Below are 15,426 nucleotides of genomic sequence, written 5' to 3' on the forward strand. Positions count from 1 at the left end.
ATAGCAAGTTGTCGATTGATGACAGAGGAACAGTTATGCGCTTCATACATTTCAACGACGCCCAAGGGAAAGGTCTGGCCACCAAACACGCCGATGGTGGTTGGCACGGATTGAACGAGGGTGATTCGCGATACCCAGGCGAGCTCGACAGCCTACTTGCGACCGGCAACGACGCGTTGCGCGCCGCGGCGGAGGTACTGCTGAGAGCGCAGGCCATAGACCTAGCTCACATCGACTATCTTCCGCCGCTGTCGCGATCGCCCAAAATAATCTGCATTGGACTGAACTACGCCGACCACACGAGCGAGAGCGGATTCAAGCCGCAGGACTATCCCACCGTCTTCGGGAGATTCAATTCGAGCTTGATCGGTCACGGCGCGCCCATTGTCCGTCCGAAGGTCTCTGAACAGCTGGATTATGAGGGCGAGTTGGTGGCCATCATCGGAAAGGCCGGTCGTCACATCAGCAAAGAGCGCGCGCTGGATCATGTGGCCGGCTACGCCTTGTTCAACGATGCCTCCATTCGTGACTATCAGTTCAAATCGCCGCAATGGACAGTCGGCAAGAATTTCGACCACACCGGCGCATTCGGTCCAGAGTTTGTCACGGCGGATGAACTTCCACCCGGCGCGCGGGGCCTCCACTTACGCACGAAGCTCAATGGGCAGATCGTGCAGTCCGCATCTACCGACGACATGGTGTTCGACGTCGCGACGCTGATTGAGACCCTGAGCGTCGCGTTCACGCTTGAGGTCGGTGATCTCATTGTCACTGGTACGCCGGCAGGAGTTGGCCTTGCGCGCAAGCCCCCGCTGTGGATGAAGCCCGGCGACGTTTGCGAAATTGAAGTAGACGGCTTTGACACGCTGCGAAACCTCATCGTTGATGAAGACGCGCACTTGCAAGCGGCAGGCCAGCAGGCAGCCTAATATTCCTGACATCAGTGCAGTGGCATGAGCGCTTGTTGCCTACATGCCACTGCTACGCATATCAACCGAGTGGCCATCTATGCTCAGCCTATCTAACCCAGCGGCTATTCACTCAATCGATCACTTCACGCTCGCTGTTCCTGCGCTGGAAGTCGCTAAAACGTTCTTTTCATCGTTCGGTTTGATTGTGGAGGAGCGAAGTGACGAGCTACTGCTTCGCACCATGTCCGACGAGCATGTATGGGGCCGCGTCATTGCAGACGACACCAAGCATTTGGCCTATCTATCGTTCAACTGCTATGAAGAGGACTTCGTAACGATCGCAGCGCAGGTCATGGAGACCCGCGCGGTAATGACTGCACCCCATCCAACAGCGCGATATCGCGATGGGCTGTGGTTTCAAGATCCGGAAGGCAACCTACTGCAGTTGCGCGTAGGTCCCAAAAAGACGCCGGATCTTCGCGCGGAAAGCGTGTTGACACGGAGCGAGCGTGTCGACAGAGGCGTCACCAACCGTGCTGACTTTGAGAGTGTGCATCCCACACGTCTGTCACATGTTTTATTGTTTGCCGCCGATGTAGACGCACAGGTGCGTTTTTATGCCCAAGCATTAGGGCTGGGTTTATCGGACAGATCGGCGGACATCATTGCATTCATGCATGGGCGTCACGGCAGCGATCATCATCTTGTCGCGTTCGCTAAATCACATCGCCGGGGTTGGCACCATTCATCGTGGGACGTTCCAGATGTTGAGCACGTCGGACGCGGTTGGATGCAAATGCAGGCCTCGGGCTTCACCCGAGCTTGGGGTCTTGGTCGTCACGTGCTGGGCTCCAATTATTTCTGTTACATCGAAGATCCCTGGGGATCGTTCTGCGAATACTCTGCCGACATCGACTTTGTTCCTGAGGGCTATGCATGGCCAGCAGGAGATCATCCGGCCGAGGACTCGCTGTATCTGTGGGGTCCACCCCCGTTACCCAATTTCGTAACCAACACGGAAGTATCGACAGCTTGGCCTGTTGTGTCGGAATAGCGAAACGAGGCGCGCTGAGTACGATACAAAAATTTACGACATCATCATCGTTGGTTATAGCTATGTCTGTGAGGCGCTTGCGATCATGCTTCGTTACCCGCGTGATCACGCGAGCCTCGGAAGACAACACTACGCTTCGGCCGCAATCCTAGTTTTGCCGTGACTGAGGAAATCTCGGCGAAAGCTTTGACCTCTTCACTGCCATTTGTTGCGTCTGAAAGTAGATTTTTTCGGCAAAACTAACCCTCACCAGAAAGCTGTTTTGCCATAAAAAAGAGCAAGTACACCGAAGAGCAGATTGCGTCGGCGCTGCGCCAGTCCGAAAGCTGCACTACCGTCGCGAAGGTTTGTCGAAAGATGGGCGTCTGAGAAGCCACGTTTCCAGCTCGAAAAAGAAATACGGTGGACTAGGCGTGTCGGAGCTTCGCCGTCTTAGCCAGTTGGACGAGGAGAATCGCAAGCTCAACCAGCTCGTTGCAGACCTGAGCCTGGAAAAGGCGATGTTGCAGGATGTGTTTCAAAAAAGCTCTGAGGCCAGCCCAGCGCAAGGCGCTGGCCGGCGAGCTTCAGCACACCTAAGGCATAAGCAATCGTCACTCGTGTTCGCTCATGCGGCTGTCGTTGACGGGGTGGTACTACCGGCGCACTCGCCCCCTTTCTGGACGCTCGCTGCTCACGCGGATTTGCAAGATCGCTGAGCTTCGCGCTCGCTACGGAGCGCTCCACATACACATCTTGCTTCTTGTACGCCGGAGAGTAGATAGAAATTCCTAGTCTAGGAATACGCTGATAACCCGTTCATCAAATCTTTCAATGGCTTGCCAACCGGCGAATATCTGAACAGGCATTAGTTTCTCAACATGCAAAGGTGTCCTGAAACAGACCGAATCTGGGGAGCGACTGAAAATCGGTTTCACCCGTATTGATTGATTACAGACAGCGCCGCCTTTTTGCCAACAAAGACGATGCAAAAAAAGAGGGCTGACTTAAGCTGCTACGAAAACGAAGATAAGATTTGCCGCGAATACCAGTCATGCTGAAGACGAATGCGCCGCGTTATTTGGAGATACTTTCCAAATTGTGATCTGGGCTATCTTTTGTGCATTGCGGTAGTCCTCCAGAGCACGGATGATTAAAGCGCCCGAACCGGGGGAAGGTTTTGCCTACGGTGAAGTTCAGTCGCTGGCGTCTGGTATGCAGCGATGTTTCAGTCGCAAGCTTTGGCGACATTAAGGGGCTCCTGACGAGAGCGTAGTAACGGATACTCCGTTGAAGATCGGCTTTGGTTTTGCAAGTAACCATAAGTTCTCGAATGAGAACTGCGTCAGTTCATTTATATACGTTACTGGCCAGCGGGCTCAGTAACGCAATGGATGCCATTCACACCGAAGGTTGCCGTGAATGGTGAAAATTCCGAATTTCGAAACGCGTGATGAGTCAAAAGGGGAAGCACGTGAGACTGCACGCAGCTGAGGAATATGTCGCGTCGACATACATTCTTGCCAGCCAGAGGCTCGTAACGATGTACGGGATATTCAGAGTGGCTGCTAGCTTACGCAAGTTTTGCATGATGCTTGTTGTGCTGCTGGCGTTAGTGAGTTCGCCTTACGCCGCCGGTCAACAAGTAGAACCGACGCTGCCGAGCTCGCAACGGTACACCATCAATCTCGCGGCAGGCGTTCCACAATACGTCGCGAATGCCAGTTCGACGTCGAACGCACCGCAGAATGCGTGGTGGTTCGAAAATACCAATAATTCGACAGCCTATTCGACGCCGGGTTTCAACGAGAGTGCCGATACCAGCGCCACCTGGACGAAGGTGGGTCTGCCGTATGACGCGAATATCTCCCGCACCTTCATCAATCAAGCATCCGGCGGCGGGCAAGGGTCTTTGACGGGAAACTACAATTGGTACCGTCTGCATTTCAAAGTGGATCCGAAGTACGCAGGTCAAAAGTTTCTGCTCAACATCGAAGGTTCGCACACCGGTATCCAGGTTTTCATCAACGGCACTTTGCTGCCGGGCGTCAGCGCCGTGGCGGCCGATGCGCAAGCGACCCACGTGGTGGGTTTCATCCCGGTAGTCGTCGACCTGACGCCATACATCAAAGCCGATGGCAGTACCGACAATGTCATTGCCATCGATGTCTCACGCGGCGCTTCGTGGTTCGAGACGCCGAACTTCTCCGGCGCGTTCCGTTTCGGCCAGGCCATGGCGGGACTGTTCCGCAACGTCAAGCTTTACATCACCAACCCGGTTCATATCCCGCCGAACGTCTATTCGAATCAGAAGACCTGGGGCACTTACGTCGGCACGGTATCCGAAGTGCCCGCGGCGCAAGGAACAGCCACGGCCGCTTCAGCCGTGGTCGACGTACAAACCAATGTCTTGAACGAAACAACGAGCGCGCAGCAGGTCACGCTGACGACGCAGATCGTCGACGCCAAAGGCAACGTGGTCGTTACGGCGCCGCCGGTCACACAAACGGTTCCGGCGATGACGCCGAGTACCTTTCCATCCGGCGCGACGCCGATGTTCGACCAGTCGATTACCGTGCCCAATCCGACGCTGTGGTATCCAAATAATGCAAGCTGTGGATCGCCGCCGGTACCGTGCGGCTCGCCTTACCTCTACAAGGTCTATCGCATCGTCAGTGTGAACGGGATCGTGGTCGATTCGACGCAGAGCACACTCGGTATTCGCACGATTACCTGGGACGCCAACTTTCCCTACTTCAACGGTCATGCCGTCTATCTTTGGGGCGGGTCGAGCCGTTACGACTATCCGGCGCTGGGTTCTTCGGTTCCCGACGAGCAGTGGTGGCGCGACATGGCGCAAATTGCGGCGCAAGGCGGCAACATCTGGCGGCCTGGTCACTCGACCAGCAGTGAGGAGATGGTGGAGGCTGCCGATGCCTATGGCATCATGATCGACCAGCCCAGCGGCGATGGCGAGGGTTACTGGAATGCCAGTTCCAACCCAACGGCGGACGACCTACAGTTAAAGCAAGAAGTGCATCGCGACATGATCATCCGTGATCGCAGCCATCCGTCTATTCTCGACTGGGAGAGAGACAACGGCGGCATGAATGCGGCTCTCGCGAGTGAACTGGGTTCGATCGAGACGACGTGGGACAGCATCAATCCCCGCGGTAGTGCCGATCGCACGTACAGCCCAACATATGGTTTGATCGACGAATGCGACGGCGCCGGCTGCGAGGCCGGCAACAAGGCGCAGAACCCGAACAATCCGGCCTTCGGTGCCGAATACTGGGACAACATGGGCACCGGACGCGGCCTGGCCTATGACTACGAACTCGCGTTTGCGGCGCCCTATTTGGACGATTGGAGAAAGGGAAGGGCGGCCAATGCGTTTGGCATGGCGCAATGGTATTTCGCCGAGTCTCCCGGCGAGATCAGTCTGTGGGCGGAATATCAGAATCAGCCGAACATGCTGAACTTCGTGCGCTCGCTGGGTTACTCCTCGACCGACGCGAATCGCTTTCCGCGCCTGCTGTACTACATCTATCAGGCCAACTGGATACCTTATTCGATCAAGCCGGTGGTGCATCTCGCGCACCACTGGAACCGCGCCTACGAGTACACCGCGGGCACGCCACTCCAAGAAAACGCTTTCAGCAATTGTCCGGCGGTGCGTCTACTTATCAATGGTGTGCCCAACGACCCGGTCACCGGCGCCGTGCTTCAGGACCAGACGCCAAATGCGTGGAACGTCAATTCCAGTGCGAACCTGACACAGAGCACGACGGTCATGCCGGGGCAGGTTCATTGGATGGTGAACTGGGCGCCCGGCACAGTCACGGCCGAATGTCTGGACTCCAGTGGCAATCCGGTTGCTGGCGTCAGCGATACGCGCACCACTGCGGGAGCGGAAAGCCAGATCGTTCTCAGCGTCGTTCCTGAAGTGACCAAGCCCGATGGCACGAGTTTTCAGTGGACCGCCAACGGTTCGGATGCCGCCTTTGTGGTCGCGCAAGTGGAAGACGCCGCCGGCAACCTGGTGCCGACGGCGGCGGATAACGTTACGTTTTCCGTCACCGGCCCGGCAACCTATATGGGCGGTACGCAGCAGCTGGTGGCCGACCCGTCGTGGACTAGCTACTACCAGGACGCTTTTTCCAAGGCGAACAGCACAGTCATTCAAGGCGTGCCCTATGCCTTCTTTCACTCACCCGGCGATCCGGAACTCAACTTCGAAGGTGGCTTGCAAAAGATCGCTCTTCGCAGCACGTTTACGCCCGGATCCGTCACCGTCACGGCGAGCGCGCCCGGGTTGATAAGTGGCAGCGTGACGCTGGCATCGGTGGCGCCACCCGTTTCCCTGCAGTCACAGGCACCGGCGATCATCGTTCCACCCGTCAACGCAGCCACCACGTCGGGCTATTCGGCGACCTTCAGCGTGGTGGCGTCGGGCTCCGGCACCCTGACCTACCAATGGTCCGACGCGAGCGGCCCGATTGCCGGCGCAACCAGCGCCACGTACAACACGCCGGCGACAACCGCCGCCAACAACGGCGATACCTTTACGGTGACGGTGAGCAGTAGCTCGGGTACGGTGACATCGACCCCAGTCACGTTGAGCGTCGACGCACCAGCGAATGTTGTCATCACGACCCAACCGGTGTCGCAGGCTGTGGTGGACGGGCAATCGGCCACACTGACGGTGGCCGCGACCGGTTCGCCGACCATCACCTATCAGTGGTACGAGGTGGGCTCGGGCGCCATTGCCGGCGCCAATCAGGCTTCATACACCACACCCGTGTATGGCGCAGCAGGAAGCGCAAGTTTCTATGTCGTGGTCGCCAACAACCTCGGCTCGGTTCAATCGTCGAATGCCGTGGTGACGGTGGATGCTGCCACAGCAGTATCCATTGCTACGCAACCGGTCGGCCGCATCGTGCCTGTCAATGAGCCCGTCCAGTTGACCGCTGTCGTGGCCGGGTCCGCCCCCTACACCTATCAATGGCTGTTCACGCCCGCGGGAGGATCTGCCACGATTCTCGGTAGCGGAACGCAGTCTTCGACCACACTGACGTATACGATCCCCGCGATGAGCGCCGCCAACGTCGGTGCGTATGCGGTGACAGTAAATAATGCCGCCGGCGCACCGGTCACCAGCAACGCCGCGCAAATCACGCTGGCGCCGCCGGGGGTAAATATCGCGTTGAACGCCTTCGCTACCTCGAGCAGCACGCAAAATGCCTGTGCCGATGGAACGACGAGCCCTCCGTACAGCGGTACTGGATGCCTCGGGCCGGAGAACGCTATCGACGGCAATCTCTCAACCCGGTGGGGTTCGGCAGTCGCCGGTGCACCACCGACGCCAGCCGTTGCCGGTGTCGATCCTTCATGGCTGCAAATTGATTTGGGTTCGACCCAGTCCTTCAATACGGTCGTCATCAACTGGGAAAACGCTTATGCGACCCAGTATCAGATTCTTTATACCAACGCCGATCCGGTGACCAATCCCACCTGGAATGTGGCCTACGCTAACAACGCCGGCGCCGGCGGAACGGAAACGCTCAACTTCCCAACGGTGACCGGTCGTTATATCCGTTTGAACGCCATACAGCGCGCGACGCAGTATGGCTACTCGATCTACGAGTTTCAGGTTTATAACGTGGCGCAATGTTGTGGCACCACCGATCGATATACGGTCAATCCGTCCACGCCGAGCCAGGTGACTGACAATCTGACCAGCTTGACCTGGACGCGTAGTGTGATGACCGATACCACGCCAGGTTCGCAGTTCACCGGCGTGGATGCGCAGGCTTATTGCGCGAGCATCCATATGCGCCTGCCCACCGCATCGGAGGCGCACAGCATCAGCGGCGTCAACAACAATACGACTGCTTTCCCCGGGACATGGAGTACGTGGACGTCGACCGTCGATCCAGACGACTCCACGAAAACCGCGGTGGTGAACTTCGACGGTACGTCCAATTATCAGGTCACCAACAACTACCCCGGCGCGACGCTGTGCGTCTCCGGCACCGACGCGGGCACGGTGCCCGTCATTACGACGCAACCAGCCAGCCAGGCTGTCGCCGTGGGACAGCCGGCGGTCTTCAGCGTAACGGCGACGGGCTTGGACACCTTGACCTACCAATGGTCTGAAAACGGAACGCCCATCAACGGCGCCATGTCATCCAGCTACACGACACCGGCGACCACGACGGCCAATAATGGCGAGCTCTTTAGCGTGGCTGTCAGCGATGTCTTTGGCACGACGGCGAGCGGCGCGGCCACACTCGCCGTGCAACAAAGCAGCTGCGATGTCGCTCCGAGCACGCCAGGTGCATTAACGGCAGGCGCAAGCTCCTCAAGCCAGGTGAACCTAACGTGGGGCGCGAGCACAGCAGCAGGCGGTTGCACGGTCGGCTACACCATCTATCGCAGCAGTGCGGCGGGTTTCACCCCGTCTAGCGCAAATCAGATCGCTACGACGTCCGGCACAACCTATGCGGATACCAGCGTGGCTTCCGCCGCCACGTATTACTACGTTGTGGAAGCCACGGACGCGTTCGGCGCCTCGGCGGACTCCAACACCGCTACGGTGACGATCCCGTCCTCGACCTGCACGACAAACTGCAGCAATTCGGACGCCATCGCGATCAGCGCGGGCGGCCCCGCTGCAGGCACCTTTGCGGCGGATGAGGACTTCGTCGGCGGTACCGCATCGGGGACCAATGCAGCAATCAATATCAACAGCGTGACCAATCCGGCGCCGCAATCGGTCTACCAGAACCAACGGTTCGGTAATTTCACCTACACCCTTCCAGGTCTAACACCCGGGACCAGCTACAGCGTGCGTCTGCACTTCGACGAGTTCTATTGGACTCAAGCAGGACAGCGCGTCTTCAACGTCAGAATCAACGGTACGCAGGTGTTGACGAACTTCGACATCTTCGCGGCCGCGGGCGGCAAGGATGTGGCGATGGTCGAGCAGTTTGCGGCGACCGCCAACGCGCAGGGACAAATCGTGCTTCAGTTCGTCTCGGTCAAGGACAATGCCGAGGTCAACGGTATCGAGGTCGAAACAGCGACGGCGACGAACACGCCGCCCAACGCGCCGTCGAATCTAGCGGCCACAGTAGCTTCGTCCAGCCAGATCAATCTCAAGTGGACGGCCTCGGCATCGTCGGGCGTGACTTACACGGTGTTCCGTAACGGAGCGGCGGTGCGCAATGGCCTGACCGCAACGAGTTACAGCGACACGGGCCTGACATCCTCCACGACGTACTCCTATACGATCGAGGCGATCGATCCGGCGGGCACGTCGATGGCTTCCAATATGGCGACGGCGACCACCTTCGATGTCGATTGCGTGTCCGGTTGCGGTTCGGACACACTGGCGATCAGCGCTGGTGGCCCGGCGGCCAGCAACTATGTTGCCGATGAAGACTTCACCGGCGGCGCGTCGTCGGATACGGGTGCGACGATCAAGATCTCCGGGGTAACGAACGCGGCGCCGCAGTCGGTCTACCAGCATCAGCGGGTCGGCAACAGCTTTACCTACACGCTTACTGGGCTCAACCCTGGCGTCAGCTATACCGTGCGTCTGCACTTCGACGAGTTCTACTGGACGACGGCAGGACAGCGCGTGTTCGACGTCGCTATCAACGGAACGCAGGTGCTTGCCAACTTCGACGTTCTCGCGACAGCCGGTGGACAGAACATCGCGATCGTCGAGCCGTTTACGGCATCCGCCAATGCGCAGGGTCAGATCGTTCTTCAGTTCAGCACGATCAAGGACAATGCTGTAGTCAACGGCATCGAAGTGATCGCTCCGCCTCCCAGTGCTCCCGGCGCCCTGACGGCGACGCTCGCCTCCGCCAGTCAGGCCACGGTGAGCTGGGCGCCTTCGTCGACCGCAGGGGTGGTGTACGACGTCTTCCGCAGCACTACGTCAGGTTTTACCCCGTCCAGCGCCAATCAAATTGCCACGGCTAGCGGCACCAGCTATTCGGATACCGGCCTCGCCCAGAACACGACCTATTATTATCTGGTCGAGAGCTCCAACGCGTCCGGTACGTCGGCACCGACGGCGCAAGCCAGCGTCAGCACGACAGCGCCGCCGCTCGCGCCGGCAAACCTGACGGCAACGGTGGCCTCGTCCAGCGAGGTCGACCTGAGCTGGAGTGCATCGGCAACCCCCGGCGTGACCTATACCGTCATTCGTAACGGCGTTGCCATCGCCAATGGCTTAGCGGGAACGGCCTATAGTGATACGGGACTGACGGCGTCGACCACGTACTCCTATGTTGTCGAGGCGATCAACGCGGCAGGCGCCTCGCCCGCGTCCAATACCGCCATTACGATGACCTCGGCAGCACCGACAGGCACGACGCCTGCCATCAATACGGCACCAACCAACCAGACCGTCACCATTGGGAAGACAGCCACGTTCTCCGTGGTGGCCGCCGGCAGTTCGCTGGCTTACCAGTGGTACAAGAATGGCGCCGCCATCGCTGGAGCGACCAGCTCCAGCTACACCACGCCCGGAACGACGGCCGCCGATAACGCCAGCAGCTTCACCGTCACGGTGACCAATGCCACGGGATCCGCAACGTCCTCAGCTGCAACGTTGAACGTCAACCTGTCGCCAAGCTACACAGTCGTCCCCGGCGTCATTGTCACTGACCTCAACAACAACACCAACGGCGCATGGTCGGACAGTCAAATCTATATCGAAATTCTTGGCTTTGATCCGGTGACCGGGGCGTTGTCCTGGGTCAGTGACAACGGCACGCTCACGCCAGCGAGCGTGGCAGACAACACGGCTTCCAACGCACTTGTCGCGCCGAACGGGAAGACGTACCCCAACTATGCGTTCACGCTGGCGCAGAGCCATCAACTCATGCTGCCACCGGTAACGTCGGGACGCATCTATATTTCAGAAGGGAGTCCGCTATACATGTCGGTCGTGGCGGGCGCCAACGGTGGTAGTGATGGCTACGCCGGCCCCAACCCATTGAACAGTAGCGATCCGAACATCAATGTCCACTACGACTGGTACGAGTTCAATTACGACGCGACCGGAGGTATCTTCATCAACACCACGCAGGTCAACCAGTTCGGCTTGCCGCTTTTGCTGGATGTATGGGGATCGAACGAAACCTTCCACATGCAGGTAGGTATCAACGAGTCGATCGCAAATCTTGACCAGGAATACATCAACCAGACGCCAGCGGCATTCCATACACCCGCACCGAGCAACCTGCGCATCCTCTCGCCCGCAGAAACCACCTTTAATGCCGGGGGCGTGAACGGTAACTACTTTGATAATGCCATCGCCAGTGCGTGGGCTCAGTATGGCGCTACGCCGCTAACGGCTACCATCAACGGCCGCCAATTCACCGGTACGACTTCCGGTGCGACCTTTACTTTTAAAGAGGTCAATCCAGCGGCGGCCAATGCAGGCGAGACGTTTGTTGTCCAACAGCCATCCACGCAAGACATCCTGGAGTGTGCGGGAACGATGGCCAGTGGTGTTGCAGGAAGTACCTCTCAACAGCAGGACGAGAACACCATCCAGCTGCAGTTGGAAAACCAGATCTGTGCGGCGGCGAATCGCGGCGTATTGCTTACCCCCGCGAGCTGGGCGAAGGCATCGAACTACTACCTGTCCTCGCCGGCGAACTTCTATTCACAGTTCTGGCACCAACACTCGGTTGGCGGGTTGGCGTACGGCTTTTCTTATGACGACAACAACGACCAAAGCACCACCATCACAACGCAGAAGCCAGAGCACATGTCATTCGGTATTGGTTGGTAGAGTGTCTTTGACCGTCTAATATCAATCAGACGGAGGTGGACCGCCTCGGAATTCAGCGAGGCGTCCGCTATCGAGATGGGCACTCGTTTTCGATATGAAGCTTTGGAGATCGATAAAATTTTTGCGATTGCTTGTAACCGTTGCTACTAATGTGCAAGTGGCCGTCAGCCGAGCCCGCCCACGGCTTGTGATAAGGGAGGGTTATCGGGGGGTAGGGCGGACAGCTGCTTCGAACCCCCTTTCTGCCTGTCGCGAACGTCCGCTTTGAAGCAGATATTTTCTTTGACCGACGGTCTCTTACGGGCGGTCAGCGACCTCTAGTTGAAGTCCGCCGACTGGCCTGCGGGCGGCTCTTACTCCAGGGTCGCTGATCGACCCGTTTCCGTCGTTCGCGAACGGCAGCTTTCAGGACGGCCCGCCAGTCACTAACATTTATCACGGATAGCAGCCCTACTTCAGGCGCTGCCGCACGTTCGCCGTGGGCTGTTGAGCACATGTTTTGTGACAGGTCATGGGCCAGCGCAAGCTCTCCTCGATCGAGGCGCGCGGGAACGGGTCGAGGCAGTTACGGCCGCGGCGCGAGCACGGAGCGAACACCTAGCCCTTCTCGTGGATGACCACGGGCAAGAACTTGTGGCGGCGAGCAGGCACCCAACCCGCGTCCTTTGCTGAGTGCCAGCGGCGGTACTTACCGTGAGATGGTCTACTTTCAATCGACAGCAAAAGCTGGCGATATGACGCGTGCTGTTTTCCACGCAAGGCAAGAATGCGGCGACCTTCGAGGCGTTCGCCAAGGGCCGAGGTTGGTCGAAACGCGTCCTTGACGACCAGCCCGGCAGGCTCTCCGGCCGGATATCGACTACCTGCGTTTCATGGATCCGCGAGTTCCGAGGCCTGAACGATTGGGGACGACCCCCCGCACCGTTCCATGCTGGCCTAAACTCGCGCGTGCGCCGATCCGAAATCGGCAGAATTCTGTTCCAGGCATTTCACGGGGGTTTACATGCATCGTCGCCAAGGGCTGCTTTGGTTGCTCACGCTGGTCGTCCTGCTGGCCGTGGGGTACTCGGGCTGGCTGATATTTCAACCTGACCTGCGCTTCGGTCTTCCATCCTTCCGTTTCGCCGATGCGCATACGGAGATTGTGCAAGCGGAAGCCGGCGCGCCCCTTCCCACCGGACTGCGTCCTGGCGACCGCATCGACCTTCCTGCCCTCGCGCCAGCCGTCCGGATCGCGCTGATCAAGTCGGCCAACCTCAACTTGCTTCCGAATGCAGCCTATGACCTGGTCGTGCGGCACGCCGGCACCGCGGGCGCGCCGGCAGTCATCACGGTGCACAGCGTGGGGTATGCCCTGAAATCGACTGTCCTGGGGTTCCTTGACTGGGGCTTGCTCGGCTTTCTCAGCTATCCGTTCTGCCTGTCGGTCATCGCTCTGCTCACCCTTTGGAAGGGGAGGGGCAGGGACGCGATGGGGCTGGCACTGTGGGCTATCGCTTTCCTGCTGGGCCTCGCGCTGCAGTTCATTCCCTGCGATGGCGCGATCGGTCTGGCCGTGCTGCTGGCCTCCAACGTGCTGTTCCTGCTGGCAAGGATTGGCTTTTACGCGATGGCGGAGGCGATGGCGGCGCCGCTGCTGGCGCCCCGCGCCCGCACGCGTTGGCGCATCGTCTTCCTCATCTTGCTGGGACTGGGCGCCATACTGACGCTGGCCGGCCCGCTGGCGTTCGTCGCTTTTGGCTGGGCTGAACTGATCCGCCCGGCTTACGGCGTGACGTTGACCCTGAGCTACGCCGTCCCGGTGGCGATGCTGTTTGCCGTCCTGCCGCGCGCCGATGCCACACAGCGGCTGCGCCTGCGATGGATATCCCGTTGCGGTGCGATCTACGTGGCCGCCATTTTCCTGACCAATACGCCGGTCCTTGGTCCCATCGCGTCGTCGTTGGCCGGTAACGGCATGTTCTCGCTATCCATGGTGGGCCTGCTGTATGCCGTACTGCGCACGCGGCTGCTCGATTTCAGCGTGGTGCTCAACCGCACCCTGGTCTACGCCGCGACCACGAGCCTGGTGCTGGGCCTGTTTGCCCTGTTCGAGAGCCAGATCGAACGCTTCGCCGTGGGCGAACGCACCAGCCTGCTGCTGGAGCTGCTGGTGCCGCTGGCGCTCGGTGCCTCGCTGACCACGGTGCATCGGCGCATCGACGCGCTGGTCGAGCGGCTGGTGTTCCGCCGCCAGTACCGGCAGGAGCAGGCGCTGCGCCGGTTTGCCCGCGAAGCGGCCTTCGTCAGCGCCCCGGACAGCCTGCTGCAGCTCACTGCGGCTGAGTTGCGCCGCCATATCGGCGCGCCATGGGTGGGACTGTACGAGAACACGCCGCAAGGCTATGCGCTGGCGCGGCAGAGCGGCGACCACGCATTGCCCATGCAGATCGACGCCGACGACCCAGCGGTGATCGCTCTGCGTGCGCACGAGCCTGAGGTGGATCTTCACGATCGTGCGGGTGCGCTGCGGCAGGAGGGTTACGCCTTTCCGCTGCAGGTTCGCGGCCAGCTCCTTGGCCTGTTGGTAGTAGGCTCGCGGCCTGAGGAGCAGTATAGCGGCGAGGAGCGGGAGCTGTTCGCGCACGTAGCGCACGAAGTGGGCGCGGCGCTGTTCGCGATCCGCGCGCAGATCAGCGAACAGCAGCTGGTGGAGTCCAAGCTGCGCGAAGCTACCCTTCTGGACTTGGCCGAGGCTCGGTTGCGCGAAATCACCTTGCTGGAAGCGCTGCGGGTCGGCATTCCACCAGCCGCAAACTCAACTACTGGATTACCGGCGTGCTTGCCTTGGCCGTAGTTCTGCTGCTGACTAACACCTTCGTCCTGCATCGCTGGGTCAATGAGGTAGCCGCGGCCCCCTCTGCCGCGCCGATCAGTGCACTGCCCAACTCCATCGCCGTGCTGCCGATCACCAACGAAAGCAGCGACAAGCAGCAGGACTACTTTGCCGACGGCATCTCCGAGGATCTGCTGAACCTGCTGACCGAAGTGCAGCCGTTGCGCGTGGCAGCCCAGGCCTCATCGTTCTCGTTTCGCGGCAAGGGCCTAGCCATCCCGGAGATCGCGGCCAAGCTGCACGTGGCCAACGTGCTGGAAGGATCGGTATTCAAGGAGGGCGATCAAGTGCGGATCAACGCGCAACTGGTGCGTGCTGCCGACGGTTACCAGATTGGTCGCACAGCTACGACCGCAAGCTGACAGATATCTTCGCGATTCAGGACGGTATTGCCGCGGACGTAGTGAAGAACCTCAAGGTCAAGCTGCTCGGCGCGGTGCCGACGTTGCGGGCGACCGATCCCAAAGCCTATGCACTTTACCTGCAGGCGCGCCAGGCGCAGACTGGTCCGTTGGCTGATCTTTCCCGACGGTCGCTGACCGACCCGTTCTAGCCAGTCGCTAAAGTCCGCTTTGTATAATCTAAGTTTTGAGGGCTAGCGCCGAGATAGTGTTCGTGCGGGCAGACTCATTCGAGCTTCGCTACAGCGTTAGGGCAAGGCGTTGCTCCAAATGGACTGTCCTGAATCTGTTAGAGACTTCGGTGCTACGACCGGTACGCAGCTATCGAGACAGACGGACGTTGCAAGCGAGGTCGCTGCCGTGGACGTTCACCATGACCTCATCAC

Annotated in this window: 7 protein-coding genes; all 7 read left to right on the forward strand. The window is 59.3% G+C overall.

From position 1 onward, the window contains the following. Positions 1-35 precede the first annotated feature (35 nt). The 7 genes from ACDK93_RS01480 to ACDK93_RS01510 all read left to right on the forward strand — a co-directional run bounded on the left by ACDK93_RS01480 (position 36) and on the right by ACDK93_RS01510 (position 15,192). Positions 36-929 (forward strand): fumarylacetoacetate hydrolase family protein, encoded by an 894-nt coding sequence (locus tag ACDK93_RS01480; protein ID WP_458070819.1) that lies wholly within the window; start codon positions 36-38, stop codon positions 927-929. Positions 930-1,008: 79 nt separating this feature from the next. Further along, the gene (locus tag ACDK93_RS01485) at positions 1,009-1,965 is read left to right on the forward strand and encodes a VOC family protein (RefSeq protein WP_458070820.1); all 957 of its coding nucleotides are present in this window, start codon (positions 1,009-1,011) and stop codon (positions 1,963-1,965) included. Positions 1,966-2,232: 267 nt separating this feature from the next. After that, a complete protein-coding gene (locus ACDK93_RS01490) occupies positions 2,233-2,334 on the forward strand; it encodes a transposase (RefSeq protein ID WP_458072317.1) in 102 nt (33 codons plus the stop codon). Between the two features lie 1,198 nt (positions 2,335-3,532). Continuing rightward, the gene (locus ACDK93_RS01495) at positions 3,533-11,764 is read left to right on the forward strand and encodes a beta-1,3-glucanase family protein (RefSeq protein ID WP_458070821.1); all 8,232 of its coding nucleotides are present in this window, start codon (positions 3,533-3,535) and stop codon (positions 11,762-11,764) included. A 1,003-nt stretch (positions 11,765-12,767) separates the two neighbouring features. Continuing rightward, a complete protein-coding gene (locus ACDK93_RS01500) occupies positions 12,768-14,600 on the forward strand; it encodes a GAF domain-containing protein (protein WP_458070822.1) in 1,833 nt (610 codons plus the stop codon). Then, complete coding sequence (locus ACDK93_RS01505; RefSeq protein WP_458070823.1) at positions 14,582-15,001, forward strand: hypothetical protein; 420 nt, start codon at positions 14,582-14,584, stop codon at positions 14,999-15,001. Before ACDK93_RS01500 ends, ACDK93_RS01505 begins: the two co-directional genes overlap by 19 nt. Before the next feature lie 41 nt (positions 15,002-15,042). After that, on the forward strand, positions 15,043-15,192 hold the full coding sequence (locus ACDK93_RS01510) for a hypothetical protein (RefSeq protein WP_458070824.1): 150 nt from the start codon (positions 15,043-15,045) through the stop codon (positions 15,190-15,192). Positions 15,193-15,426: the final 234 nt, after the last annotated feature.

It is taken from the genome of Rhodanobacter sp. BL-MT-08, from assembly GCF_054161255.1.